This is a genomic window from Mesorhizobium sp. LHD-90 (assembly GCF_030929505.1).
Lineage (GTDB): Bacteria > Pseudomonadota > Alphaproteobacteria > Rhizobiales > Rhizobiaceae > Kumtagia.
This window is the reverse complement of sequence record NZ_JAVFVV010000017.1, coordinates 34,794-59,736: the sequence shown is the minus strand read 5'-3', so window position 1 is coordinate 59,736 and position 24,943 is coordinate 34,794. Positions and strand designations below refer to the sequence as shown.

The 24,943-nt window shown below is 64.0% G+C and carries 30 protein-coding genes; 11 read left to right on the top strand and 19 right to left on the bottom strand.

Going from position 1 to position 24,943, the window contains the following annotated elements:
- Positions 1–33 precede the first annotated feature (33 nt).
- The 3 genes from RB623_RS22135 to hemF all read right to left on the bottom strand — a co-directional run bounded on the left by RB623_RS22135 (position 34) and on the right by hemF (position 3,081).
- A complete protein-coding gene (locus RB623_RS22135; RefSeq protein ID WP_308059165.1) occupies positions 34–294 on the bottom strand; it encodes a DUF1344 domain-containing protein in 261 nt (86 codons plus the stop codon).
- A gap of 580 nt (positions 295–874) precedes the next feature.
- Positions 875–1,765: an alpha/beta hydrolase gene (locus RB623_RS22130; RefSeq protein WP_308059164.1), complete on the bottom strand. Its 891-nt coding sequence runs from the start codon at positions 1,763–1,765 to the stop codon at positions 875–877.
- A gap of 401 nt (positions 1,766–2,166) precedes the next feature.
- Positions 2,167–3,081, bottom strand: a complete 915-nt coding sequence (gene hemF / locus RB623_RS22125; RefSeq protein ID WP_308059163.1) for an oxygen-dependent coproporphyrinogen oxidase — start codon at positions 3,079–3,081, stop codon at positions 2,167–2,169.
- 151 nt (positions 3,082–3,232) lie between these two features.
- On the opposite strand from hemF, the gene RB623_RS22120 reads away from it, so the two are divergent.
- Entirely contained in the window at positions 3,233–3,490 is a 258-nt protein-coding gene (locus RB623_RS22120) for a hypothetical protein (protein WP_308059162.1), read from the top strand.
- A 21-nt stretch (positions 3,491–3,511) separates the two neighbouring features.
- Here the strand turns inward: RB623_RS22120 and RB623_RS22115 are convergent, their stop codons facing one another.
- The 3 genes from RB623_RS22115 to RB623_RS22105 all read right to left on the bottom strand — a co-directional run bounded on the left by RB623_RS22115 (position 3,512) and on the right by RB623_RS22105 (position 5,962).
- Positions 3,512–4,762, bottom strand: a complete 1,251-nt coding sequence (locus RB623_RS22115; RefSeq protein ID WP_308059161.1) for a tetratricopeptide repeat protein — start codon at positions 4,760–4,762, stop codon at positions 3,512–3,514.
- A gap of 34 nt (positions 4,763–4,796) precedes the next feature.
- On the bottom strand, positions 4,797–5,246 hold the full coding sequence (gene soxR / locus RB623_RS22110; protein WP_308059160.1) for a redox-sensitive transcriptional activator SoxR: 450 nt from the start codon (positions 5,244–5,246) through the stop codon (positions 4,797–4,799).
- 251 nt (positions 5,247–5,497) lie between these two features.
- Positions 5,498–5,962, bottom strand: coding sequence for a TrmH family RNA methyltransferase (locus RB623_RS22105; protein ID WP_308059159.1), 465 nt, complete (start codon positions 5,960–5,962; stop codon positions 5,498–5,500).
- Positions 5,963–6,248: 286 nt separating this feature from the next.
- On the opposite strand from RB623_RS22105, the gene RB623_RS22100 reads away from it, so the two are divergent.
- Positions 6,249–6,674, top strand: coding sequence for a hypothetical protein (locus RB623_RS22100; RefSeq protein WP_308059158.1), 426 nt, complete (start codon positions 6,249–6,251; stop codon positions 6,672–6,674).
- A gap of 42 nt (positions 6,675–6,716) precedes the next feature.
- Positions 6,717–8,591: an ABC transporter ATP-binding protein gene (locus tag RB623_RS22095; protein ID WP_308059157.1), complete on the top strand. Its 1,875-nt coding sequence runs from the start codon at positions 6,717–6,719 to the stop codon at positions 8,589–8,591.
- 23 nt (positions 8,592–8,614) lie between these two features.
- On the opposite strand, the gene RB623_RS22090 is transcribed toward RB623_RS22095, so the two are convergent.
- Positions 8,615–9,046: a type II toxin-antitoxin system HicB family antitoxin gene (locus RB623_RS22090; protein ID WP_308059156.1), complete on the bottom strand. Its 432-nt coding sequence runs from the start codon at positions 9,044–9,046 to the stop codon at positions 8,615–8,617.
- Positions 9,047–9,381: 335 nt separating this feature from the next.
- On the opposite strand from RB623_RS22090, the gene RB623_RS22085 reads away from it, so the two are divergent.
- The 3 genes from RB623_RS22085 to RB623_RS22075 all read left to right on the top strand — a co-directional run bounded on the left by RB623_RS22085 (position 9,382) and on the right by RB623_RS22075 (position 12,154).
- The gene (locus RB623_RS22085; RefSeq protein ID WP_308059155.1) at positions 9,382–11,250 is read left to right on the top strand and encodes an ABC transporter ATP-binding protein; all 1,869 of its coding nucleotides are present in this window, start codon (positions 9,382–9,384) and stop codon (positions 11,248–11,250) included.
- A 96-nt stretch (positions 11,251–11,346) separates the two neighbouring features.
- Entirely contained in the window at positions 11,347–11,850 is a 504-nt protein-coding gene (locus RB623_RS22080) for a GNAT family N-acetyltransferase (protein ID WP_308059154.1), read from the top strand.
- The gene (locus tag RB623_RS22075) at positions 11,840–12,154 is read left to right on the top strand and encodes a DUF6665 family protein (protein ID WP_308059153.1); all 315 of its coding nucleotides are present in this window, start codon (positions 11,840–11,842) and stop codon (positions 12,152–12,154) included. Before RB623_RS22080 ends, RB623_RS22075 begins: the two co-directional genes overlap by 11 nt.
- A gap of 79 nt (positions 12,155–12,233) precedes the next feature.
- Here the strand turns inward: RB623_RS22075 and RB623_RS22070 are convergent, their stop codons facing one another.
- Genes RB623_RS22070 through RB623_RS22060 form a run of 3 tightly spaced genes read right to left on the bottom strand, consistent with a single transcriptional unit; the run spans position 12,234 to position 13,287 of the window.
- On the bottom strand, positions 12,234–12,578 hold the full coding sequence (locus tag RB623_RS22070) for a cupin domain-containing protein (protein ID WP_308059151.1): 345 nt from the start codon (positions 12,576–12,578) through the stop codon (positions 12,234–12,236).
- Entirely contained in the window at positions 12,575–12,994 is a 420-nt protein-coding gene (locus RB623_RS22065; protein ID WP_308059150.1) for a type II toxin-antitoxin system VapC family toxin, read from the bottom strand. The genes RB623_RS22070 and RB623_RS22065 overlap by 4 nt, the downstream gene beginning before the upstream one ends.
- Positions 12,994–13,287, bottom strand: coding sequence for a type II toxin-antitoxin system prevent-host-death family antitoxin (locus RB623_RS22060; protein WP_308059149.1), 294 nt, complete (start codon positions 13,285–13,287; stop codon positions 12,994–12,996). Before RB623_RS22060 ends, RB623_RS22065 begins: the two co-directional genes overlap by 1 nt.
- A gap of 258 nt (positions 13,288–13,545) precedes the next feature.
- On the opposite strand from RB623_RS22060, the gene petA reads away from it, so the two are divergent.
- From petA to RB623_RS22045, 3 genes are read left to right on the top strand one after another with little or no spacing between them, the layout of a single operon-like run.
- On the top strand, positions 13,546–14,109 hold the full coding sequence (petA, locus tag RB623_RS22055) for a ubiquinol-cytochrome c reductase iron-sulfur subunit (RefSeq protein WP_374121725.1): 564 nt from the start codon (positions 13,546–13,548) through the stop codon (positions 14,107–14,109).
- A gap of 19 nt (positions 14,110–14,128) precedes the next feature.
- Positions 14,129–15,430: a cytochrome b N-terminal domain-containing protein gene (locus RB623_RS22050; RefSeq protein WP_308059147.1), complete on the top strand. Its 1,302-nt coding sequence runs from the start codon at positions 14,129–14,131 to the stop codon at positions 15,428–15,430.
- 29 nt (positions 15,431–15,459) lie between these two features.
- Positions 15,460–16,323 (top strand): cytochrome c1, encoded by an 864-nt coding sequence (locus RB623_RS22045; protein WP_308059146.1) that lies wholly within the window; start codon positions 15,460–15,462, stop codon positions 16,321–16,323.
- A 318-nt stretch (positions 16,324–16,641) separates the two neighbouring features.
- Here RB623_RS22045 and RB623_RS22040 read toward each other — a convergent pair whose 3' ends face one another.
- Positions 16,642–16,974, bottom strand: coding sequence for a type II toxin-antitoxin system PemK/MazF family toxin (locus RB623_RS22040; protein WP_308059145.1), 333 nt, complete (start codon positions 16,972–16,974; stop codon positions 16,642–16,644).
- Positions 16,964–17,317, bottom strand: coding sequence for a hypothetical protein (locus tag RB623_RS22035; RefSeq protein ID WP_308059144.1), 354 nt, complete (start codon positions 17,315–17,317; stop codon positions 16,964–16,966). Before RB623_RS22035 ends, RB623_RS22040 begins: the two co-directional genes overlap by 11 nt.
- A 148-nt stretch (positions 17,318–17,465) precedes the next feature.
- Here RB623_RS22035 and RB623_RS22030 point away from each other — a divergent pair, with 148 nt between their 5' ends.
- Entirely contained in the window at positions 17,466–18,011 is a 546-nt protein-coding gene (locus RB623_RS22030) for an adenine phosphoribosyltransferase (protein ID WP_308059143.1), read from the top strand.
- A gap of 189 nt (positions 18,012–18,200) precedes the next feature.
- Here the strand turns inward: RB623_RS22030 and RB623_RS22025 are convergent, their stop codons facing one another.
- The 5 genes from RB623_RS22025 to corA form a co-directional block, all read right to left on the bottom strand.
- A complete protein-coding gene (locus RB623_RS22025) occupies positions 18,201–19,454 on the bottom strand; it encodes a DUF6596 domain-containing protein (protein WP_308059142.1) in 1,254 nt (417 codons plus the stop codon).
- A gap of 9 nt (positions 19,455–19,463) precedes the next feature.
- On the bottom strand, positions 19,464–19,853 hold the full coding sequence (locus RB623_RS22020) for a YciI family protein (RefSeq protein WP_308059141.1): 390 nt from the start codon (positions 19,851–19,853) through the stop codon (positions 19,464–19,466).
- 145 nt (positions 19,854–19,998) lie between these two features.
- Positions 19,999–20,466 (bottom strand): MaoC family dehydratase, encoded by a 468-nt coding sequence (locus RB623_RS22015; protein ID WP_308059140.1) that lies wholly within the window; start codon positions 20,464–20,466, stop codon positions 19,999–20,001.
- Positions 20,463–20,921 carry a MaoC family dehydratase gene (locus RB623_RS22010; RefSeq protein ID WP_308059139.1) on the bottom strand — a complete coding sequence of 153 codons (459 nt, stop codon included), beginning with the start codon at positions 20,919–20,921 and terminating at the stop codon, positions 20,463–20,465. Before RB623_RS22010 ends, RB623_RS22015 begins: the two co-directional genes overlap by 4 nt.
- Before the next feature lie 60 nt (positions 20,922–20,981).
- The gene (gene corA / locus RB623_RS22005) at positions 20,982–21,956 is read right to left on the bottom strand and encodes a magnesium/cobalt transporter CorA (RefSeq protein WP_308059138.1); all 975 of its coding nucleotides are present in this window, start codon (positions 21,954–21,956) and stop codon (positions 20,982–20,984) included.
- 368 nt (positions 21,957–22,324) lie between these two features.
- Here corA and RB623_RS22000 point away from each other — a divergent pair, with 368 nt between their 5' ends.
- Complete coding sequence (locus RB623_RS22000) at positions 22,325–22,855, top strand: DUF1097 domain-containing protein (protein ID WP_308059137.1); 531 nt, start codon at positions 22,325–22,327, stop codon at positions 22,853–22,855.
- An 89-nt stretch (positions 22,856–22,944) separates the two neighbouring features.
- On the opposite strand, the gene RB623_RS21995 is transcribed toward RB623_RS22000, so the two are convergent.
- Both RB623_RS21995 and ychF read right to left on the bottom strand, forming a co-directional pair.
- The gene (locus RB623_RS21995) at positions 22,945–23,841 is read right to left on the bottom strand and encodes an MBL fold metallo-hydrolase (RefSeq protein ID WP_308059136.1); all 897 of its coding nucleotides are present in this window, start codon (positions 23,839–23,841) and stop codon (positions 22,945–22,947) included.
- Positions 23,838–24,941: a redox-regulated ATPase YchF gene (ychF, locus tag RB623_RS21990; RefSeq protein ID WP_308059135.1), complete on the bottom strand. Its 1,104-nt coding sequence runs from the start codon at positions 24,939–24,941 to the stop codon at positions 23,838–23,840. Before ychF ends, RB623_RS21995 begins: the two co-directional genes overlap by 4 nt.
- Positions 24,942–24,943 lie beyond the last annotated feature (2 nt).

The following is a 24,943-nucleotide window of genomic DNA, read 5'->3' as shown; positions in this document are numbered from 1 at the left end:
ACCGCCGGTCCCGTTTCCCATCGGACACCGCCGCTATTTCGCGACGGTGACGCTCTGCGCCATCTTGTGCTTGCCCCGCATGTCCCAGGCGATGTCGACCTTCTCGCCGGCCTTCAGGCCCGGGTTCCTGAAGGTCTTTGGCAGGGTGTAGACCGAGCCGTCGGCCAGCGTCAGCGTGGCGTTCTTCGCATTGTAGGCCTTGACCGTGCCGCTGGCCTGCTGGGCGGCGGCGAAGGCGAGGGGAGCGAAGGCGAGGGAGGCGGCAACCGCCGCAGGAATGAGATACATGCGCATGGCAGGTTCTCCTGATGAAACCGGCGATTCCTGCAAGTGGCAAGATCGCTGGGACATTCGGGCCGTCCGGTCGCGTCGGGTCGCGGACTTCGGTCTCGAAGCCGCCGGCGTTTCCCGGCCCGGCGAGAGAAATAATCGACCGAATGGAATCCGCTATTGGACTAAAAATAAAGTTCTCTTTTGATCGGATGCCGCAATCCGTGGTGGATTGTGGCTAATATGGCACGATTGCGACGGGTTTTCATCAAATCGAATTGTACATGACAGTACAGTTGTATTGAAAGTGCTGCGATCTGCAGACGTTATCTTAATCTTGATAGCCGTTGCCGCCGCCTTTCCGGCTGGTTGCCTACGCCAGCGCAGGCGAGACAACAACCGCGTCCTCAGCCAGTCCCTTGCTGCTTCCATCGTGAGCCCCCTCTCTGAGCCTGTCTGGAATATGCGTGATGGCGGTCTGCAAATGGCGTTTTTCTGCGCCCCGGTGCTCACGTACTTCATGTACGCTCCGCTCGTCGCTTCGCGACCCCGAAGAACGCCATTTTCGACTCGCCCTGACGCATCTCCAAACAGGCTCTTGCGTCTATCTGTTCAGCGATACCGCGTCGGAGGCCGCCAGCCAATCGGCGACGACCTTGACGTCTTCCTCGCCGAGCAGGTGGCCGGCTTTCACCGTCCTGGCGTCCACGCGGGCGCCGCGCTCGCGCAGGATGGCCTCCAGGGTCGGACCGTACGGGGCGTAAAGCTCGTCGTTGACGCCGACCACCGTCAGGAATCGGGTTTTGCTCAGGTCCGCGACCGGCGCCGCATCCAGCACCGGCATGGGTCTGAGCAGCACGGCCCGCTGGACGAGACCGGGGTGCAGCAGGCTGAGCGCGCCGAGCAGGTTCGCACCGTTGGAATAGCCGATAAAGACGGTGCGGCCGAGATCGAGCTTCTTCGATTTCACCGCATCCTGAAGGAAAGCGGCAAAGGCCTCCGCCTCGGCGCGGATGTCGGTCTGGTCGAAGGAAGTGGCGGTGATGCGCTGGTACCAGCGGCTGGTGCCTTCCTGGGTGACGCGGCCGGCGACGCCCATCAGCGCCGCCTGCGGCGCCAGGCGGGAAGCGAGCGGCATCAGCGTCGTCTCGTCGCCGCCCGACCCGTGCAGCAGCACCAGCGTCTCGTCCGAGGCGTCTTGCGGGCGCCTGTAGGCGACCTTGAAGTGTTTTGTGTGCTGGATGAGGGCGGCGGCCGCCTCGGGAAGCTTCGATTTGCGCGGCGCGGCGGCCGGTTTCTTCGCCATGGCGTCCTTGGTTCCGGTCTTTGCGGCCGCGCAGGCAGCCGGCTTCTTTTCCTGCGCCACCGTATCGGGCAGGGCGGAAAGCTCCAGCGCCTGATCGGGTTCCAGCACACAGGCGTCCTGCGCCCTTGCGGGGATCGCCAGGGCGAACGAGACGAGCGAGGCGCAACATAGCGCGCGGAGGTGAGCCATGGGCAAACCCTGTCAGCGAAAAGTTAAGGTAAATTTTCCGTACCGGCCGGCGAATGCGTGGCGGCATGACGGCCGTGGGTATGCGCGCTGAAAAAAGCGGACAGAACGTCCGCGCGCCGTATCGTCGATGACGAAACCCACGCCGTCCGCTTCGCCTTCGCGAATCAGCGGACAGTTCACCAGAGGCTGCGTCCCAAGCCGGACTGCCCACCCTCTCCCTCAGCCAGCGGGAGCCGGGCTTCTGACGGCCCGGCATCCGAATGGCGGCGTCTCTATAGCGGTGATTTCGGCGATGTCATTTGCTTTTTCGCAACGCGCCGGGCCGATCGGGGTCGGCTCGCGCGATTGTGATCGGCGGTGCGCGGACTTTTCCCTTCCTCAAGGGGGAGGGGAAGGCGGCGCTACGGCCACTTCACCACGGGCGGCATGCTCGACAGGATCGCAGCGACGTTGCCGCCGGTGTTGAGGCCAAAGATCGTGCCGCGGTCGTAGAGCAGGTTGAACTCGACATAGCGGCCGCGGCGGATCAACTGCTCCTCGCGGTCGGCCGGGGTCCATTCGTTGCGGAAATTTTCGCGGACGAGACGAGGGTAGATATCGAGGAAGGCCAAGCCGACATCCTGCACGAAGCGGAAGCCGGCGTCCCAGCCGCCCTGTTCCGGCGTCGGCTGCAGCCAGTCGAAAAAGATGCCGCCGATGCCGCGCGGCTCGTTGCGGTGCTTCAGGAAAAAATACTCGTCGCACCAGTTTTTCAGCCGGCCGTAGTCGGCGACTTCGGCGTGCGCCTCGCAGGCTACGCGCATGGCGGAATGGAAAGCCAAGGTGTCCGGATCGTCCTGGGTGCGGCGGCGGTCGAGCACCGGTGTCAAGTCGGCGCCGCCGCCGAACCACCAGCGCGAGGTGGCGACCATGCGCGTGTTCATATGCACGGCCGGCACGTTGGGGTTGCGCATATGAGCGATGAGAGAAATGCCGCTCGCCCAGAAGCGCGGGTCCTCCGTGCCGCCGGGCATCTGCTTGCGGAACTCCGGCGAGAACTCGCCATGCACGGTGGAGGTGTGCACGCCGACCTTCTCGAAGACGCGGCCATGCATCATCGACATGACGCCGCCGCCGCCGGAGCCTTCCTCGCGTTGCCACGGCGTGCGCTCAAAGCGCCCGGCGGGACGGTCGGCGAGTGGGCCGGACAACTCGTCCTCCAGGGTTTCGAACGCAGCGCAGATGCGGTCGCGCAACGCTTCGAACCAGGCTTTTGCACGCGCCTTGCGTTCCTCGATATCGGGCGGCAGGCCGGGAGCGAGTTCGGGACGTTCCATGATGTGTTCCACCAAAGTTGGCCGGTTGGCGTGACATGGCGCATTTCGGGCCGTCGCGCGAGAGGCGCGGGGTGCGTCACAAAGGACTCGTAATTTTGCCGGCGATCCCTAATCTGTCGGGGGTGAACGTCAAGCCGCATGAGGTTTGCCGATGCCAGCGCCGATGAGACCGCCGCTCGATGGCCTGAAGAGGCAGCTCGACCGCGCCCGCGCCGAGAGAGGCCAGAAGCCGCGCGACGGTTTTATCCGCGAGACCTTCGTGCTGCCGCGTCCGGACGCGCGGCTGAAGGCGCAGGAATGGTTCGACCGCTGGCCGAAGCAGGCCTACTGGACAGCGATCGAAAGCTGGTTCGAGCGGCCGAACGACGTCATCGAATTCACGATCAGGCGGTTGCCCGCGGCGGATTGACGGTAGCCGCAGCCTTGCCGGTCATGGTCGCCGCGCCACCGTACCCTTGAGCGTGCGGAAAAGGGACGAGACCTTGCCCGCAAAGGAGCCGGATTCATCCTGCTGCAGAGGGTTCGCCTGGACGGAAAGTGCCGCAATCCTCTTTTCGATGCGCTCGCCAAGGTTCGCGAATGTGGCATGGCCGGGACGCAACTCCAGCGCGCGGCGCGTCGCTTCCCGCGCCGCAAAAAAATCGCCGCGCTTGTAATGGATGCCGGCGATCTGATTGTAAGCCGGCGCGTGGTCCGGCTGTGTCGCGACAATTTCCTTGTACAAGCTCATGGCGCGATCGAGATCGCCCAGTCTCGCGACGGTACGCGCCAGCAGAAAGCGATAAGCGATGATGTCCGGAGCGATGGCCAGCGCTTGCTCGGCCGGATCGAGCGCCTCGGCGGCCCGGCCGGTCTCCAGCAGCGCCTTTGCGGTCAGATGCAGGGCGACGCGGGAGCGCGCGTTAAGCGAAAGCGTCCGTTGACCCGCCTCGGCCGCCTCGGTTCGCCGGCGCGCCCGGGAGTGCCTGTGGAGATCGTAGAACGCGTCGGCCAGACCCAGACGGGCAAGGACATCGCCTTCCTCTCCGGTAAGCGGAAGCGGCCGATCCTCCACGAAAGCGCGCAGCAGAGGGATCAACCTGTCCGACTGATGCAGGTAGGCGGCGAGATGGTGGCCCTGGCCCACTATGGTGCGAGGATGGTAGTTGGGCAGCCCGCTGGCCTTGCTCATGCAATAGAGGTCGACCGGATCCTCTTCGCCGGCGAATGCGAACACCGGTCTTGCGGCGGAGGCGATCACGCCGTGCAGGTCCGGATAAAGGATCGTCGCGTCTGCCTGCAGCAGCCTGTCGCTGCGGCTGGCTTCCAGGCCGAGGATCGTCTCGGCGCCGAAGGCCATCACCTTTGCGCCGAGTTTCGCGCCGTAGAGGATCGCGCCATGAGCACCCATGCTCTGGCCGAAGGTGTAGATGTCTTTCACGCCGAGTTCGGCGGCGCAGGTACGGATGCTGGCAAGGGTCTCCTCGATATCGTGCCCGAGTCCCGGCACGCCGCTCTGATACCAGTGTTTTCTGCCGTCGCTGAGAAACAGGCAGTGCGTTCCGAGCGCTTTGCCGACCTTCCAGTATTGGAACCTGCCGTCCTGCGCGCCGAAGCCGCCGAAGAACAGGATGAGCTTGGTGGAGCCCCTGCGGGTCTGGAGATTGAAGTCTGGGCCGGCGCGGGCCTTGAGTAGATTCATCGGCAACAGGGTCGTCCGGGTCGGGTCACTTCGATTACCGCCTGGGCACGGCGATCACAAGCCGGCGGGCGCCGGGGCCGTCCTCGGCGAGGCGGTCCTCGGGATTGCGCAGCTTGCATTTGTCGATTGATAGGCAGCCGCAGCCGATGCAGTCATCCAGGCCGTCTCGAAGGGCTTCCAACTGACGGATGCGACGGTCGAGCTTGTCGCGCCAGCCCTTTGAAAGAAGACTCCAATCCTTCGCCGTCGGCGTGCGTCCTTCAGGCAATGATTCAAGTGCGGCGCCGATCTCGGCCAGCGGGATGCCGGCCTCCTGGCCGATGCGGATGACAGCGACGCGGCGCAGCACGTCGCCGCCGTAGCGGCGCTGGTTTCCCGCCGTGCGATGGCTGCGGACAAGACCCTTCGCCTCGTAGAAGTGCAGCGCCGACACCGCGATGCCGGCGCGCTCCGCGACCTGTCCGACCGTCAATTCCCGTGGCATGGATCGCCTCTTGATCTCAATATTAGTTGAGGTTTTATCAAGGAATCCGTTCGGCGACAACCGGAGGGAGCGTGATGTTTGTAGGAGCGGCAGGCGTGGCGACCGGCGAACCGCCTCCCTCGTGGGGAGGGTCTTCGGACGGTCGGAGCAAAGCGAAGATCGTGAGACTGGTCGATTCAGGATGGAGCGCTTCGTCGGCGACCCCCGTCAAAAGTCTTGCGTTCCGCTCGGTTTTTTCCGCGCCCCTCTCCTCAAGGGTGAGGCGCAACCTGCCGCATCGCTTCTCCCGCCGCCATGGCGGCGGCAAGGGCGAGGTTGAGGCTGCGGCCGCCGCCCGGCATCGGGATCAGCAGCCGCGCGTCGGCGGCCTCGTGGACATGGTCCGGGACGCCGGCGGATTCGCGGCCGAACAGGAGAATGTCGGAGGCAGTGAACGCGAAGTCCATATAGGGCAGGGCGGCCATGGTCGAAAACGGGACGAGACGGCGGCCCTCGCTCTGGCGCCACTGCTCGAAGGCCGAAAAATCGAGATGCCGGGTCAGCGCGGCCATTTCGACATAGTCCATGCCGGCGCGTTTGAGCGCGCGGTCGGACAGGTCGAATCCCGCCGGCTCGACGATGTCGACGGCGACGCCGAGACAGGCGGCGAGGCGCAGGATGGCTCCTGTGTTGCCGGCTATGTCGGGCTGGTAGAGCGCGATGCGGAATGCGGCCAAGGACGTGCTCGGACTGTCAGTTGCAAATGCGCCACAGCTTTGACGCGAGGCATGACGCGGGAACTTTGGGGGTGGCTTTCCCAGCGGAATGCGGCTATTGAGGCGCCATTGTCAACTCGAACCGAAGGAGGCGGGCATGGAATTCATGATGACCGTAGACGTTCACCGCCCCATCCGATGGGCTCTCGCCTGACGGCGGAACCGGTTCGACGCTTTAGACATACAATCCAAAAGCCGATCGCGATTTCCGCCGAAGACCGTTCCCGGTTCTCGAAGGATTTTTGCGATGTTTTCCAGACCTGACAGCGGGCGGCGTCGCCCGCATATACCGCTGATATCAAACCCGCTCGATCCCATCCGGATCGACGAATTCCGGCTGGCGGCCTGGGCGCTGGCGCTCGGGCAGGATAGCGGCCGTTCCGAAAAGCCGCCGCGGCGGCCGCATCGGGGCCAGTTGCCCGACGTCGACTTTTCCCGCGCTGTGCCGGCCCCGCGCCGGCCGGGCCTGGTCAGCCGGCTGTTCCGGCTCCTCACCGGGAGGCGCCAGCCCATAGCCGGACCGGCCGCCGGCGAAGTCGAGTCAGGAGCCGACGACAGGGCCCTCGGCGAAGCCGAGCGAAAACCCTATCTTAAGCTCGCCGCAGGGGATTCGGACGCAGCAACGCCGGAGAATCGGCCGACGAGCGTCAAATCCTGGAGCCGCGCCGCCTAGACGGCGGCGCGGCTCGGCATCCGATTTTGAAAGAGCATATGCATGTTCGCCTGGTTCGAAAAAAGGCTCGATCCGTTTCCGGCTGCCGAGCCGACGGAGCCGCCAAAAACGCTGATCGCCTTCTGCCTGCACTACAGCAAGGGCGCGTGGCCCTATATCATCGTCTCGACGCTGCTGTCGGCGGTCCTCGCCGTCATCGAGGTGTGGCTGTTCGGCTTCATGGGCAGCATCGTCGACTGGCTGTCCAACGCTGATCGCGCGACCTTCCTGCAGACCGAGGGCTGGAAGCTCGCCGGCATGGCGCTGATCATCCTGGTGATCTCACCGGGGCTCGACCTTATCCGCCAGATGCTGACCCAGCAGACGGTGATGGGCAACTATCCCATGCGCATCCGCTGGAAGGTGCATCGCTACCTGCTCAAGCAGTCGATGACCTTCTACCAGGACGAGTTCGCTGGCCGTATCGCCACGAAGCTGATGCAGACGGCGCTCGCCGTGCGCGACTGCATCATAAAACTGTTCGAGGTGCTGAACTATGTCAGCATCTATTTCGTCAGCGTGCTGGTGCTCGTGGGCATGGCCGACTGGCGGCTGATGCTGCCGCTGCTCGTCTGGCTGGCCGGCTATGTCTGGCTGCTGCGCTATTTCATTCCGCGCCTCGGCAAGGTCGGCCAGGAGCAGGCGGACGCGCGCTCGACCATGACCGGCCGCATCGCCGACAGCTACTCCAACATCCAGACGGTCAAACTGTTCTCGCATGCGCGGCGCGAGGCGTCCTATGCACGCGACGCGATGAGCGGCTTCATGGACACCGTCTACCGGTCGATGCGGCTGGTGACCACGCTGTTCGTGCTACTCGGCCTGCTGAACGCGGCGCTGCTGGTCGGCGTCAGCGGCGTCGCCATCTGGCTTTGGTTGCAGAACCTCGTGTCGGTGGGCGCGGTGGCGGTGGCGATCGGCGTGGTGCTGAGAATGTGGGGCATGTCGCACTGGGTGATGTGGGAGATGTCCGGCCTGTTCGAGAACATCGGCACGGTGCAGGACGGCATCAACTCGATCTCGCTGCCGCGCCTGGTCGAGGACAAGCCCGGCGCGAAGGAGATCGTGGTCGACAAGGGCGACATCGTCTTCGACCGCGTCGGTTTTCACTATGGTAAGGGCAAGGGCGTCATCGACAATCTGTCGATCCATGTCGCACCCGGCGAGAAGGTCGGCATTGTCGGCCGCTCCGGCGCCGGCAAGTCGACGCTGGTCAACCTTCTGCTGCGCTTCTATGACCTTGAGAGCGGCCGAATCCTGGTCGATGGCCAGGACATCGCCTCGGTGATGCAGGATTCGCTGCGCGCACAGATCGGCATGGTGACGCAGGACACCTCGCTGCTGCACCGCTCGGTGCGCGAGAACATCCTCTACGGCCGGCCGGACGCCACCGAGGAAATGGTCGTGGAGGCGGCTCGCCGGGCCGAAGCGCTCGACTTCATCGCGGCGCTGGGCGACCCGAAGGGCCGAAGGGGTTTTGACGCGCATGTGGGCGAGCGCGGCGTGAAGCTGTCCGGTGGACAGCGCCAGCGCATCGCCATCGCCCGCGTTATGCTCAAGGACGCGCCGATCCTGATTTTGGACGAGGCGACCTCGGCGCTTGACTCGGAAGTCGAGGCGGCAATCCAGGAAAACCTCTACCGGCTGATGGAGGGCAAGACGGTGATCGCCATCGCGCACCGGCTGTCGACCATCGCGGCCATGGACCGGCTGATCGTCATGGACAAGGGTGCGGTGATCGAGCAGGGCAGCCACGACGAGTTGCTGGCGCGCGACGGGCTCTACGCGCAGCTCTGGCAGCGTCAGTCCGGCGGCTTCTTGCCGGACGACGAGGTTGGCGAGATCGACGCGACCAGGGCGAAGGCGGCGGCGGAGTGAGGTCGCGGCTTGCTATGCGTTTGTCACGCCGCGTCCCTGACCGTGACGAAGACCTGCTTGCCGAACAGTTTCAACGCGGCCTCCAGCGTGACAAGCTTGGTCGGGTGGTCGGGATCGAGGATGCGGTGTGCCTCGGTGTCTGCCTTGCCGAGCCTTCTGGCGAATTCCGACTTGGAAATGCCGGAGAGCTGAAATGCTTCGACCACGGCGATCTTGAGGGCATTGGCCATTTCGACAGGTACGTCAATTTGGCCACCTTTGCGCCGCGACGGGGTAGGCAGCGCCTTGCCGTGCGCAAGATAGCCGCGCAACGCCAGTCCCAGAGCGTCGGACGCGCTGGCCTTGGCGTCTGCAAAATCGTCGCCCTGGGTAATGGCTTCCGGCACGTCCGGAAAGGTCACCAGAAAGCCGCCATCGGGCTCAGGCTGGAACAAAGCGGGGTAAACGTAGTCCATAACAGTCTGCTCCGATTGTGGTCTGGGCGGATCGCCGGATCGCGCAGTGGTCATTGCCCCACCTTAGTCGACGCCCAACTGCCTCTTGATGAGTGCCACATAGCCCGGCCTCAATTCTCCAGACTTGATAATCGTGTTCCTGGATCCCAGTTCGACACGACAGTGCGAGCCCTTGCCCCTGTCTTCAATGACTTCGAAATGTACACCGTTCCTTCGCGCCCATTTGCGCAACTCCCGGATCAAAGCCTCGCGCGTCATTTTTCCGCCTACCCGCCGCGCGAGAATATTGCACATTTTTGTGTGAAGCACGAGTCATTCCGACACAGAGGCCCGGCATGAGTGAGACCGGCTCCCGTGAAAAACTCTGGCAGCGTGCCGAGAATTCGATCGACGCGTTTCAGGACACCGACAGGGAAGTACTGCCGAAGGACGCGTGGCGCTTCATCCTCTATTTCGCCAACCAGGCGCGCTGGCCGTTCGTTCTGTTGCTCATCGTCGGCGGCGCGGCGGGTGCGGTGGATGCTGCCCTCTACTGGGCAGTCGGCTGGCTGATCGACCTGCTCGACCACGCGAATCCGGCGACGCTGTTTGCCGACCACTGGCAGGCGCTGGCGGGGCTGCTGGCGCTGCTGCTTGTCGTGCGTACGGCGGTGATGATCGCCTCGGCGGTGGTCGAGCAGCAGGTGGTGGTGCCGGGTTTCTTCTCCATGGTGCGCTGGCAGGCGTTCCGGCGTGTCATCGAGCAGCCCTACGATTTTTACCAGAATGACTTCGCCGGCCGTATCGCGACGAAAATCATGCAGGGCGGCGAGGCCGTCGGCGACTTCATCGTCAACGTGCTTCAGACCATGTGGTCGTTCCTGACCTTTGTCGTGCTGGCGATCACCATCCTCGTGTCACTCGACCCGTGGATGGGGCTGGTGGTGGCGCTGTGGTTCGTCGGCTACGGCGGCATCGTCTGGTTCCTGCTGCCGGAGATGCGGCGGGCGGGCCGCGCGACCGCCGACGAGCGCTCGATCTTCAATGGACGGCTGGTCGACGCCTTCACCAACATCATGGCGGTAAAGCTGTTCGACAGCGGCCGGCGCGAGCACGCCTACATGCGCGACGGGCTGGAGCGTTTTCTGGCTGCCGTCAAGCGGCTGACGCGTGCGGTTACGACGGTGCGCGCGTCGGTGGCGCTGCTCAACGGCATCATGATGAGCGCGATTGCGGCGCTGTGCATGCTGAGTTTTTCGCGCGGCGAGATTTCCACCGGCGCGGTCGCGGCGGCGATGGGGCTGGTGTTCCGGCTGAACCAGATGTCGGGCTGGATGATGTTCAACATCAACGGGCTGATCCGCAACTACGCCACCGTGCAGGATGCGACGCGCACCATCTCGGTCGAGCCGGCGATCCGCGACGCTGCGGGCGCCGCCGTGCTGCCGCGCGCCAAAGGCGACATACGCTTCGAGAATGTTTCCTTCCACTACGGCAAGGGCGGCGGGATCATCGAGAACCTCAACCTGCACGTCCGGCCGGGCGAGCGGGTGGCGCTGGTTGGACCGTCCGGCGCCGGCAAGACGACGATCGTCAACCTGGCGCTGCGCCTGTTCGACGTGGAGAAGGGCAGGGTTCTGATCGACGGGCACGACGTGCGTTCAGTCACCCAGGCGTCGCTGCGCGCCCAGTTCGGCGTGGTCAGCCAGGAGGCGATGCTGATGCACCGCTCCATCCACGACAATATCGGCTACGCAAAGGCCGGCGCCAGCCAAGCCGAGATCGAGGATGCCGCGCGGCGGTCGGCGGCGCACGACTTCATCATGGGCGTGGCCGATCCGCGCGGCCGAAAAGGCTACGAGGCGCATGTCGGCGAGCGCGGCGTGAAACTGTCGGGCGGCCAGCGGCAGCGCATCGCAATTGCCAGGATGATGCTTAAGGACGCGCCAATCCTGATCCTCGACGAGGCGACCTCGGCGCTGGATTCGGAGGTCGAGGCGGCGATCCAGGACAATCTCTACCGGCTGATGGAGGGCAAGACGGTCATCGCCATCGCGCACCGGCTGTCGACTATCGCGGCGCTCGACCGGCTTATCGTGCTCGACCGTGGGCGGATTGTAGAGGAGGGCACGCACGAGGCCCTGATCGCCCGGGGCGGCCTCTACGCGCAGCTTTGGAAACGGCAGTCCGGCGGCTTTTTGCCGGACCGGCTGGCGGCGGAATAGGCCTGCCGAAATTCACGTGAACGGGTCTGCGGGCGGTGGTTTTCCGCGTCCCTGATGCCCATCTAACTGCATGCCATTTTTTCATGGAGCGAAGCCATGCTGGCCCGCACACCGCGCTATCAAATCAAGCGCCTCGACCCCAATCATGAAGCGTTTTCTGCGCTGGCGGAGGAAAGCCGGAAGGAGGGCTTCTGGATGCTCGTCACCCTGGCCAACAACTGGGAGGACGGCCGCAACCGGTTCAACAAGCGCGGCGAGGCGCTGTTCGGGGCCTGGCTGGACAATGAGCTTGCCGGCGTCTGCGGGCTCAATGTCGATCCCTATGTCGCGGGCCGTCGCGAGGGTCGCGTGCGGCATCTTTATGTCGGAACCGCGCACCGCATGAACGGCGTCGGCCGGCAGCTTGTGTGGAGCGCCATCGACAAGGCGCGAAAGCATTTTCCGGTGCTCAACACGCGCTCGCCGGAAACGGCATTCGGGTTTTATGAAACGCTTGGCTTCGAACGCCTGGACGGTGACGACGGGGCGACGCACAGGATGAAGCTGGCGCGGCCGACCGCATCGCCGCGCACAAGGAGCAGTTCGAGCGATGTCGCTTAAGCTTCCGGGCAGCGGCGATCTTGCGATGCGCGGCAGGACCGGCCTCGACGTGCTGGACTACGAGATCGTCGCCGAGATGGCGACGACGCTGGGCACCGCGGGCCGCAAGGTGGAGGCGGTGATGGCTCGGCTCAAGACGCATGAGGGCGATGCCGCCGATCGCGCCGTGCTTCTGAAGGCGGCGGCCGAGGCGGTCTACGCCTATTTCGTGCAGCGCGAGCTTTGCGGCCTCAAGCGCCACGACGACGTCATCCGCGAGTATCGGATCCCGCGCGAGGTGCTGGTGCGGCTGGGGGCGAAGTAGGCCCTCGGCACCGCCTCGAAGATGCCGCGCTGTACGGCGCGGAAGCGTCCCGCAGGAAAGTCCCCGCCGGACGCCGAGTCTATTCAAGCCATTCGGTGACGAAGCTGCCGTTCTGGTGGATGTCGATGGTCTCCAGCGGGCCGGGACCGCTATTCTCGAATTTGTGCGGTGTGCCGGCCGGAGCGACCAGGATCGATCCTTCCCCGGCCTCGATCTTTTCGCTGCCAATCGTGAAAAGCGCGCTGCCGCGGCGGATGACGAAGACTTCCGGATAGGGATGCTTGTGCAGCCGCGGCCCGCTGCCGGGTCCGTCGATGCGGTTGGCGATGACGCAGATGCCGGCGCCGTGTGCCGTGCCCTGCCATTCGCCCTGGAAACCGGCGAGGTCGGTCAGCCAATCCTCGGCTTTCGTGACAGCGCTCATCGGGCGGCCTCCCACGGATTGAAGAGTTTGACGCCGGTGCCTTCGAAGTCGCGCGTGTTGCGGGTGACGACGGTCAGGCCATGGACGAGCGCGGTGGCGGCGATCAGCGCGTCGCGCTCTCCGCGGCGATTCGGTACGTGCAGGCCGGCGCACACCAGTGCGATCTCAACGGTCGTTGGCAGGATACGGCCGGAAAAATCGGTTAGAACCCGTTCCTGTACCCATGACGTAAACATCGCGCCCTGCACCTTGTCACGGTGCTGCAGCAGCAAGGCACCGTACTGGACTTCCAGCACGGTCGAGACCGAGATGAAAAACTGCTCGGGGTCCTGTTGCAATGACCATGCGCGCACCGCCTTGTGAGATCGGTCCGGGATTCTGAGCTCGGAAATGACGTTGGTATCCAACAGCCACATCAGTCGAACTCGAAACCCTTGAACACGCCCTTGAATTCAGGGATTTTGAAGTCGAAATCCGCTTCCGGCCGATTATCGGCCAACGCTTCCGCGAGGCTCTTGAACTCCTTCTTCGGAGGCGTCTCAGCTCGCTTCAGGCGATCATATTCCTGTTTCGTAAGCAGCACATAGGACGGCTCGCCCCGCGTGGTGATAAAAACCGGCCCGTCCTTTGCGGCGCGCTTGGCGCGCGCCGTGTCCTGGTTGAATTCGCGACTCGTGAAGGTGGTGGATGCCTTTGCCCGGATGTTCATGGCGTCACCTCGGCAGATCGATGTAGCAATATTGCTACATCGGCGGACTGACGTCAATTTCCGGTCATCCAACCCGTCCCCGCGACAATCTGCCGTCCCGCCTCCGCGCGTCTGGACAAGCGCGGGCATCACGCATAAACCAGCCCAAAATGCCGGAGGATGTCGCCAGCCCGTATCGCCACGCGAATAGGGGCCGGTGTGATGAGCGGGACCAAGACTCGCCGCCGGCAGGGGGTAAGGCGAAAGGAAGCCAGTTCCGTGAGCGCAGACGATACGATCGATCCCTCCCGCCGCGATTTTCTCTATATTGCGACCGGCATGGCTGGCGTTGTCGGCGCCGGTGCGTTGGCGTGGCCATTCATCGACCAGATGCGGCCGGATGCCTCGACGTTGGCGCTGTCGAGCGTCGAGGTCGATGTGTCGTCGCTGACGCCGGGAATGTCGCTGACGGTCAAGTGGCGCGGCAAGCCGGTATTCATCCGCAACCGCACGCCCGAAGAGATCGAAGTCGCCCAGAAGGTGTCGCTCAACGAACTCAAGGACCCGCTGGCCCGCAACGCCAACCTCACCTCCGACGCGCCGGCCAACGATCTCGACCGCTCGGCCGGAGAGGGCAAGGAGAACTGGCTGGTGATGATTGGCGTGTGCACCCATCTGGGCTGCATCCCGCTCGGCCAGCAGGGCGAATATGGCGGCTGGTTCTGCCCGTGCCACGGCTCGTCCTATGACACCGCCGGCCGCATCCGAAAGGGCCCGGCCCCGGAGAACATGGCCGTACCGGTGTTCTCCTTCATTTCCGATACCAAGATCCGCGTCGGCTGACGGTCCAGGGGGAAACATCATGAGCGGTGGACACTCGACCTATACGCCGAAGACAGGCATCGGACGCTGGATCGACGCGCGCATGCCGTTGCCGCGCCTCGTCTACGATTCCTTTATTGCCTATCCGGTGCCGCGCAACCTGAACTATGCCTATACGTTCGGCGGCATTCTGGCGATCATGCTGGTGGCGCAGATCCTGACAGGCGTCGTGCTGGCCATGCACTACGTGGCCGATACCAGGCTGGCGTTCGACGCGGTCGAGAAGATCATGCGCGACGTGAATTCGGGCTGGTTGCTGCGCTACCTGCATTCCAACGGCGCCTCGATGTTCTTCTTTGCCGTCTACATCCACATCTTCCGCGGTCTCTATTACGGTTCCTACAAGGCGCCGCGCGAACTGCTGTGGATCCTCGGCTGCATCATCTACCTGTTGATGATGGCGACCGGCTTCATGGGCTACGTGCTGCCGTGGGGGCAGATGAGCTTCTGGGGCGCGACCGTCATCACCGGCTTCTTCACCGCCATCCCGCTGGTCGGCACCTGGATCCAGGAACTGCTGCTGGGCGGTTTCGCGGTCGACAATCCGACGCTGAACCGCTTCTTCGCGCTGCACTACCTCCTGCCGTTCATGATCGCCGGCGTCGTCGTGCTGCACGTCTGGGCGCTGCACGTGGTCGGCCAGACCAACCCGACCGGCATCGAGGTCAAGTCGAAGACGGACACGGTGGCGTTCACGCCCTATGCAACCATCAAGGACGGGTTCGCGATGCTCCTGTTCTTCCTGCTGTTCGCCTGGTTCGTGTTCTACATCCCGAACTTCCTCGGCCATCCGGACAACTATATCCCGGCCAACCCGCTGAAGACGCCAGCGCATATCGTGCCCGAATGGTACTTCCTGCCGTTCTACGCCATCCTGCGCGCCATCACCTTCAACATCGGGCCGATCGACTCCAAGCTGGGCGGCGTGCTCGCCATGTTCGGCGCCATCGCGGTGCTGTTCGTGGTGCCGTGGCTCGACACGTCGAAGGTGCGCTCGGCGGTCTACCGACCCTGGTACAAGCTGTTCTTCTGGCTGTTCGTGATCGACGCCATCTTCCTCGGCTGGCTTGGCTCCCGCCCGGCGGAAGGCTCCTACGTGGCGATGGCGCAGGTCGCCACGCTCTATTACTTCGCCTTCTTCATTGTCGTCATGCCGGTGCTCGGTCTGATCGAGACGCCGAAGCGGATGCCGAACTCGATCACCGAGGCGGTGCTGGCGAAGAACAAGGGCGGGGCTGGTCATCCGGCCGGCGCGACTGCCTCGCCGGAAACCAAGGGCTGAGGCCGAAGAGAATCTCGAGAGGGACTTTCATGAAAAAGATTCTCAAAGGCGCCGCCGCGCTGTCCTTCGCCCTGGCCTGCTCGCTCGGCGCCGCCAGCGCCCAGGAAGAGGGCCACAGCGCGGCCGAGCCGACCCATTTCCCGATCCACAAGCCGGAGCAGATGGACTGGACCTTCGCCGGGCCGTTCGGCAAGTACGACAAGGGGCAGTTGCAGCGCGGCTTCAAGGTCTACAAGGAGGTCTGTTCGGCTTGCCATTCGATGAACCTGGTGGCTTTCCGCACGCTGTCGGAACTCGGCTATTCGGAAGCCCAGGTGAAGGCGATTGCCGCCGAATACACGGTCCAGGACGGCCCGAACGATGCTGGCGACATGTTCGAACGCCCGGGCATCCCGTCCGACTATTTCCCGTCGCCGTTCCCCAACGAGCAGGCTGCGGCCGCCGCCAATGGCGGCGCTGCGCCGCCCGACATGTCGCTGCTCGCCAAGGCGCGCGGCGTCGAGCGCGGTTTTCCGCAGTTCGTCTTCGACGTATTCACGCAGTACGCCGAAGGCGGCCCGGACTATATCCACGCCCTGCTCACCGGCTACGGCCAGGAGCCGCCCGCCGGCATGGCCATCCCTGAAGGCACGCACTACAACCCGTATTTCATCGCCGGCAAGTCGCTGGCGATGGCGCCGCCGATCAGCGACGACCAGGTGACTTATGACGACGGCACGCCGCAGACGGTCGACCAGTATTCGCGCGACGTCTCGGCCTTCCTGATGTGGGCGGCCGAGCCGCACCTTGCCGAACGCAAGCAGACCGGCTTCAGCGTCATCGCGTTCCTGCTGATTTTCGGTGTGCTGGTCTATCTGACCAAGAAGCGGGTGTGGCGCCAAGTGTCGCACTGAGCGGGCCGCTCCTTCATGAAACCGGGGGCGCCGACGGCGCCCTTTTTCGTTAGAGCGTTTCTTGCTTGGATTGAATCATTCTGTTTGTCGTTTGGCGAGGCGATCCACAAGGAAGGCCGCGCAGATCGGGCTGGTTGCCCGGGCAAGCGGCCTGACGAAGTGGGCGTCCGCCAAACGCAAACCCGAAGGGCCGGGCTGGTTTGGGACAAATCCTTCGGGCTTCGTCTCGTCCGGGCCACCAGCCCGAACTTCGCCGAAGCCCTCGACCTTGTCCCAAACCATCGCCGGCAGAATGGTTCAATCTAAGCAAGAAACGCTCTAAAGCAGCATATTCGCGAGTTGCCTCTCGCACGCCAGACGGTCAAGACCGGCGAGATGGCCGATTGCCCTGACGAAGATCGGGTTCGGCAACGTCTGGAAGCGGAACCGCAATACGCAAGGATGCTTGAGCCCCGCGGTCTCCAGATCCTTGATCACAATATCGCTGGGCCAACTCGTCTCCTTGGCCGTGGTGATCATCGCCACCCAAGTCTGGTCGTTTTCCTCATTGAACCGTCTGCCCGACAGAACCAGGGCTGGCCGCCGCTTTGTGATCGGCCTTTCATGAAATGGGTAGGGAACGACGACGACCTGGTAGCGATCAAAGATCACGGAAAGCCTCTTCGTCCTCCGGGCTTTCCCATTCGGAGAAGAGAACGGAGCCCTCCCTCAAATAGTCGTCGGCCAGTCGGACTTCATGAACGATGATGCGGTCGCCCTTGCGCTGGCGGAACCATTCGTTCCAGATGTTTTTCATCTCGCCATCCGGCCTGATGCCGCGTGTCGGCCTGCCGTCCTTGCCGCGTCTCATCTTCACCCATTGTCCGACTACCCCGTCCGCCACGAGATGGATCGTATCGTTCTCTTCCATTTGATCCAGGCGCTGCTTGAGCTTCGCGTCCTTGACGTGACTGATCCAAATGGCGGTGTCTTCGATGGAAATGGTCGGCTGCATGGCATCCTCCGCTCATGCAAAAGTAGTTTGGCCAGCAGGGGGTATCAAGGGGGCCTTCAGGGAACGATACGGTCCCATTTGGGACCCCCTGTGTTGAAGCTCGCGCTTTGGCATTGTGCATGCATCTGTTCGCGTATTATCTGGAACCATGAAACCTTCCCTCGAAGACTTCCTGCTGTCGTCGATCCGCACCATTCCGGACTATCCCAAGCCCGGCATCCTGTTCCGCGACATCACCACCCTGCTCGGCGACGCGCGCGCCTTCCGCCGGGCGATCGACGAGCTGGTGCATCCCTATGCAGGAACAAAGATCGAGAAGATCGCCGGCATCGAGGCGCGCGGCTTCATCCTCGGCGGGGCGATCGCACACCAGCTCTCCGCCGGCTTCGTGCCGATCCGCAAGAAGGGCAAGCTGCCGCACGAGACGGTGCGCGTCGCCTACAGCCTCGAATACGGCATCGACGAGATGGAGATGCACAAGGACGGCGTGGCGGCGGGTGAGAAGGTGATCCTCGTCGACGATTTGATCGCCACCGGCGGCACGGCGGAGGCGGCGGTCAAGCTGCTCCGCCAGATCGGCGCCGACATCGTCGCCGCCTGTTTTGTCATCGACCTGCCCGACCTCGGCGGCCGCGCCAGGCTGGAAGCGCTCGGCGTGCCGGTGAGGACGCTGATCGGTTTCGAGGGGCATTGACGTCTAGTGGAACGAATTTGACATTCGCATCCCATCTGACATCACGCGGAACATGCGAATGTCAAATTCAAAGTTCCACTAGAATCATATACTTGCTAGTGGTCCTTTGATTCTGACATTTGCCTGAGCGGGTTGTATCGGCGGGATGCAAATGTCAGAATCGGACCACTAGACGCCGTTCTGGCTGCCTCAATGCAGGCGGGTTCTCGATCTTGACGAAAGAACTTCTTCTGTCCGGGCGATGAGGAAGGCGCGCATGGCCGGGTCGTCACATAGGCCGATCGCGCGCCCATAGGCGTCCGCCGTTTCGGCGATCGAGCCAACCTTGGCAAAGAGATGCCCCTTCAGCGCCCAATAGGGCTGGTAAGATGCGACAGCCGTCTTGGGCAGTTCCCATAGCAGCGCCAGTCCAGCCTCTGCGCCGCGAGCCTCGCCGATCGCCGCCGCGCGGCCGACCAGCGCGCCGATGGTCGGCGCCAGCCGTACGAGGCCTTCGTAAAGCAGCGCCACTCCCTCCCAGTCGGTCTCGCCGGTTACGGCGCGCCTGGCATGCACGGATTGGATCGCGGCTTCGAGCTGGAAGCGGCCGAGCCGGCCCGGGTGGGAGGCTTCGGTGAGCTGGTCCTCAGCCTCGCGGGCGAGGGACGCGGACCAGAGCGCGCAATCCTGCTCGGCAAGAGGCACGTATGCGCCGTGCGCGTCACGCCGTGCGGCGCGGCGCGCCTCGCAGTGGAGCATCAGCGCGAGCAGGCCACGCGCCTCCGGCTCTTGCGGGAGCAGTGTCACGATCAGCCGGCCGAGATAGACAGCCTCGCCGGCGAGACCGCGCAGGTTGGGATCGCTGCCGGCCACATAGTCCCAGCCGCTGCCATAAGCGGCATAGATCGCATCCAGCACTGCGTCCAGCCGGGGCGCAAGCTCGTCCGCCTCCGGTGGCTCGAACGGTATGCCGGCCTCCTGGAGGCGGGCCTTGGCCCGTGTCAGGCGGCGTGCCATCGCCGCCGGGCTTATGCAGAAAGCGGAAGCGATGCGCGCGGCATCGAGCCCGAGCACCGCCTGCAGCATCAGCGGCGTGCGGATCGCAGCATCGACCGCGGGATGGGCGCAGGTGAACAGCAGCTTCAACCGCTCGTCTGCCAGGCCTGAAGGTTCCATGACAAGCACCTCGGCTTCTTCGGCAGCCAGCAGCAGCGCCGGCATCGATTTGTCCCGAACTTGACGACGGCGAGCCGCATCGACCAGCTTGCGGCGGGCCGCCGTCAGCAGCCAGGCTTCGGGATTGGCTGGAACGCCGGAACGCGGCCAGTCCGCCAACGCCGCGCCGAAGGCATCGGCGAGCGCGTCCTCGGCGGCCGCAATGTCGCGCGAGCGGGCCGAGAGGAAGGCCAGCAGGCGGCCGTAGGATTCGCGCGCCGCCTGCTCGACCACGTCGTTGGCGTCCAAGGCAGCGCCTCAGCTCTCGGCCATCATCCTCAGCACGGCCTCATGGTCCGCCGGTGGCAGGCAGGGGCGAACCTCCACTCCGAAGCCCGGGCTGGCCGGATAGCGTGCCGCCCATTTCAGCGCGGCGTCCATATCCGGGACATCGATGATGAAGAAGCCGGCAAGCTGTTCCTTGGTGTCGGCGAACGGCCCGTCCTGGACGCGGTGACCGCCGTCGCCGGGCCTGAGTGAAGTCGCTGTATCGGGCTTCTGAAGGCCGGCGCCCGCAACCACAATGCCGGCATCATGCATCGCCTTCATGTAGGGAACGAAGGCTGCATGAAAGGCCTTGTGCTTTTCCGGATCTTCCCGCTCTGCGAATACCTCGGGAGTTTGATAGAAGAGAAGCGAATACTGCATGGCTTGGTCCTTTCGGCTGGAGCGCGCTCATCGTCGCCCGAGCCAATGACGCGCGAGCCGCCCAAGTTCGGACAGCGGCCGCAATATTCTTTCAGTCTGCGTCAGGGGTGTTGGCAGCGGCAAGCCGGACCTGATCGGCGTGTGGTCATTCCACCTTTACCAGCACCGCGCTGTCGAACTCGATGACCTTGTCGCCGGTCGAGTCGAACCCTTCCGAGCGCAGCGAGACCAGCCGCCAGCCGGGCCGGGTCGACATCGGCCGGTGGCCGAGGATGGTGCGGGTATAAGAAACCGTCTCGCCGGCATAGACCGGCTTCAGCCATTTCATGTTGGAAAAGCCGGGGGAGGGGCCGAATTCCGGCTCCGGGCCGTCGCCGTTCCAGGGCCGGTCGCCATGGGCGGGCGTGGCGAGGTTGCACTTCATCCAGGCGGCCGCCGTCTGCCAACCCGAGGCGCAGAGACGGCCGAAGACCGAGTGCTCGGCCTGCTTCTCGTCCATATGAAACCGCTGCGGATCGTATTTGGCGGCAAACGCCTTGATGCGCTCGGCGGTGAAGACGTAGCTGCCGATCGGAACGGTGACGCCGATTTCAAGATAGTCGTCGAGGGTCATGACGGATTCCTGCGCAGGAACATCGCCGTGTTCTGCATCTCGAGCACCGTTTCGCCCTTCTGGTTGGCGAGTTCGTATCGGAAGGTGACGAAGCCGAGTTTCGGCCGCGACTGCGACAGCCGCTTGGCGGTGATCGTGCTTGCGCCGGTCAGCGTGTCGCCGGCCAGCACCGGCTTTTTCCACCGCATGTGATCGACGCCGGGCGCGCCCTGGCAGGTCGAGTCCAGCAGATAGGCATCGCAGATCATGCGCATCAGCATCGCGCAACTGTGCCAGCCGGAGGCGGACAGGCCGCCCAGGATGCTGGCCTTGCCTGCTTCCTCGTCGAGATGCATGGGCTGCGCATCGAACTCGGATGCGAATTCGACGATCTCTGCGGCCGTCACCAGTTTGCTGCCGAGCGGGATCGAGGCGCCCACCTCGAAATCCTCATAGGCCCAACGCTTGTCGGTCATGCGGCGCCCTCTCGCGAACTGCGTGGCCGCCCTAGCAGACGAAGGCCGCGAAAGCCAGTGTCACAACCAGCCGCGACGCTTGAACCACCAGAAGGGCAGCACGGCGGCCAGCACCATGACGCCGATGGCGATCGGGTAGCCGTATTCCCATTTCAGTTCCGGCATCAGGTCGAAGTTCATGCCGTAGATCGAGGCGACCAGCGTAGGCGGCAGGAACACCACGGCCGCCACCGAGACGATCTTGATGATGGCGTTCTGCTCGATGTTGATCATGCCGAGCGTCGCGTCGAGCAGGAAGATCACCTTCTGCGACAGCGAATCGGCGTGGGAGGCAAGCGACTGCACGTCACGCGACAGGGTCTTGACGCGCATCTTCAACTCCTTGTCGTCCTTGCTCGGCGTCGGGATGTTGCCGAGGAAGGTGGAGACGCGCTGCAGGCTGACAAGGCTGTCCTGGACGTTGGAGATGAACAGCTCCTTGCGGCCGATCTGCCGAAGGATGATCTGGAACCCCAGGTCGCGCTTCGACGCTTTCCTTTCGGTCGGGTGGAAGATCCGGTGCGAGATGTCGAGCACGTCGCGGCTGGCGCGCTCGAGCAGATCGGCCAGCCGGTCGACGATGGCTTCCAGCAGCGCGACCAGCAGCGAATGGCCGTTCTGGCAATTCAGGTCGGCGCTTTCGGCCCGCTGCGGAAAGGTCTGGAAGGCGCGCGGCTCGTGATAGCGCACCGTGATCAGCTTGCCCTTGGCCAGCACGAAGGTGACCGGACCCATGACATGGTTCTCACCCTCGGTTTGCGCGGGAAGGATCGCGGTCATGAACCAGGCGCCGTTCTCGGAATAGAGGCGCGACGAGATCTCGATCTCCTCCATCTCGTCGCGGGTGGGAACGTCGATGCCGATCCATTTTTCGATCGCCGCCTCTTCTTCGCCGGTCGGATTCACCAGGTCGGCCCACACCACCGTTTGCTGGGTGTCGAACAGGTCGGGAATCTGCCGCAGCCGGTCGTTGTCCATGACGAAGGCTCTGATCATCGCCAAGACTCCCTTGATTTTCAGCCAAGAGGTGCGTCGAACGGGACGCGTTGATGTGGATTGCGTGACGGCCGCTGCTTGCCTGCGCAAGGGCCTTGCGTCCGAGCGCGATAGACCCGCGGCCCCACGCCGTCAAGCCTGGCGGAACGGGCACCGTGCGTAGACCGCGGCCCGCCCGTCTTGCGAGCCCATCCGCACGGACCTGCGTACCGGCGAAACCGATGCCGGTGAACGGCGACCGAAAGTACGATTGCACAAGGATCAGGCATCGCGAAAGATGAGCCTGCTTCGAGGGCACCGAGTACCGAGTCGGCCTGCAACCTGGCGTTGCCATTTTGCCGCCGCTCAATAAACTTCGGGAGGAAGCAATGCCACTACTGACTGCACTTGCAATTAGCATCGGTGTGCTGGGTGGGATCGCCACCTGGCTCTATGTGGGGCCGCTCGGAATGGCGGGCCTGCAAATATGGGCGGGTTTTGTCGCCTGGGCGGCCTATTTTCATTCGGGCGGCACACAGGCAGCGCTCAAGACGAACATTCCGGCGCACATATTTGGCGCCGTTGTTGCGTGGGTCGTGCTGATATTGCTCGGCTCGCTGGCGCCGTCACTTGGCGTTCCTATCGCCGCAGGCATACTGGTCGGGATAGGCGCCGCGATCATGGTGCTCGGCGCGAACGTGCCTGCATTTGGAAGCATACCGTCTTCCGTCTACGGCTTCGCCTGCGTTGCTGGCTACACCCTGCTCGCCGGCAAGCTGGGTACGCTGCTGACGGTCTCGGTCGTCGACAACGCGCTGATCAATATCGTCGTATCGATGGTGATCGGGGCGCTGTTCGGCTTCGTCTCCGAGAAGGTCGGCGGCGCGCTCGCTGGCTCGTCGAGCAAGGCGGCCGCCTGACGGAGATATTTCCGCGCCGGCGGCATGTCGCCGGCGCGGAAGCCAATATCGACCGCTTGAACGATAGGATATCGCCGCCCGGCGAAGTCCTATCGACGTCCGTTTTTCGCCGAAGACAGTACGGCCCTGATATTGTTGCGGTGCACCTCTTCGTAGGGCCCAAAGTATTGGATCGAGCCCGATTCAAGCTGCGGCGCGACGAATTCCTTGAGCGTGAGTTCACGCATGGTCGGATCGTCAACTGCGTGTTGCAGCGCGCGAACGTAATCCTCGGTCGCCGCGATCAGCGCTTTGGCGTAGCCGCCGCCGGCGATGATATCCGGGTCGCCGTGGTTCGGCAGGATGCTGGCCGGATCGAGCGCCGCCAGCTTTTGCAGGTCCTCGAGATGCCGGTCGAAATTCTCGGGCTCCCCGACATAGGTGACCGTGTCCTCCAGCGTATCGCCCGCGAGCAATAGCCGCTGCTCCGGCAGCCAGAGCACGGTCGCGTCGTCGCTGTGGATATTCAACTCGATCAACTCGACGATGCGATTGCCGATCTTCAGCGACAGGCGATCGTCAAACAGCGTCGTTGGCAGGATCAGCGGATCGATGGCCGGCGGACCCTCCAGCGTGCCGGCCTCGATCGCCACCTTGCGGGCGGCGAGATGCGTGGCGGTACGGCGATTGGCGACGATCTCGCAATCGGCGAAGGCGGCCGTGCCGGCGACATGGTCGAGATGCCAGTGGCTGAGCACGACGGTGAATTTCGAAACGCCCAGCGCTTCCAGCGTAGCGCGGACGAGCCGCGCATGGTCGACGGAGACATGCGTGTCGTAGACCAGCGCCTCGTCGTCATCGACGACGGCATAGCTGGCGATGCCGAGCGAGAGCGTCCCGTCATCGACCCAGTTCGGTCCGGCGGCGAAGCGATAGCCGTCCACGCGCCCATCGTAGAAGGCCAAAATGCCTTCGGCGGGGTGCAGGACGCGCAGGTGTTTTGTCACGTGTTGAACTTGAATAGCAGCACGTCGCCGTCCTGCACGACATACTCCTTGCCCTCGTCGCGGGCTTTTCCCGCTTCCTTGGCCGCGACTTCGCCGCCGAGCGCGACATAGTCGTCATAGGCGATGGTCTGGGCACGGATGAAGCCGCGTTCGAAATCCGTATGAATGACGCCGGCCGCCTGCGGCGCCTTGGTGCCCTTCAAAATCGTCCAGGCGCGCGTTTCCTTGGGCCCGGCGGTGAAATAGGTGATGAGGTGCAGGAGGTCGTAGCCGGCGCGGATCAGCTTGTCCAAGCCCGGCTCGTCCAGTCCCATCGAGGCCAGGAATTCCAGTTCCTCATCGTCTGGCAGTTGCGCGACCTCCGCCTCGATGGCGGCGGAAATCACCACCGTACCGGCGCCCTGTGCGACGGCCATGGCCTCGACCGCCCTTGTATGCTCGTTACCGGTGGCGGCATCCGCCTCGGCGACGTTGCAGACATAGAGCACCGGGTGGGCAGTGAGCAGGTTCAGGCCCTGGAGGGTTTTCAGATCCTCGGCGGCAATGCCCTTCAGCATGACGCGCGCCGGCTTTCCGTCCTGCAGCAGTTCCAGCGCCTTCTCCATGACCGGCAGCACCGTCAGCGCTTCCTTGTCCTTGCTCTGGCCGCGCTTGCGGAACTGGACGATACGGCGCTCGAGGCTGTCCAGGTCGGCCAGCATGAGTTCGGTCTCGACCGTCTCCGCATCCGCCACCGGATTGATATGGCCCTCGACATGGGTGATGTCGTCGTCCTCGAAGCAGCGCAGCACATGCACGATGGCGTCGACCTCGCGGATGTTGGCGAGGAACTGGTTGCCGAGGCCTTCGCCCTTCGACGCGCCGCGCACCAGGCCGGCGATGTCGACGAACGAGATGCGGGTCGGGATGATCTCCTTCGATTTTGCGATCGCCGCGATCTTTTGCAGGCGCGGGTCAGGCACTGCGACCTCGCCGGTGTTCGGCTCGATGGTGCAGAACGGATAGTTGGCGGCCTGCGCCGCGGCGGTGCGCGTCAGCGCGTTGAACAGCGTCGACTTGCCGACGTTGGGCAAGCCAACGATGCCGCATTTGAAACCCATGC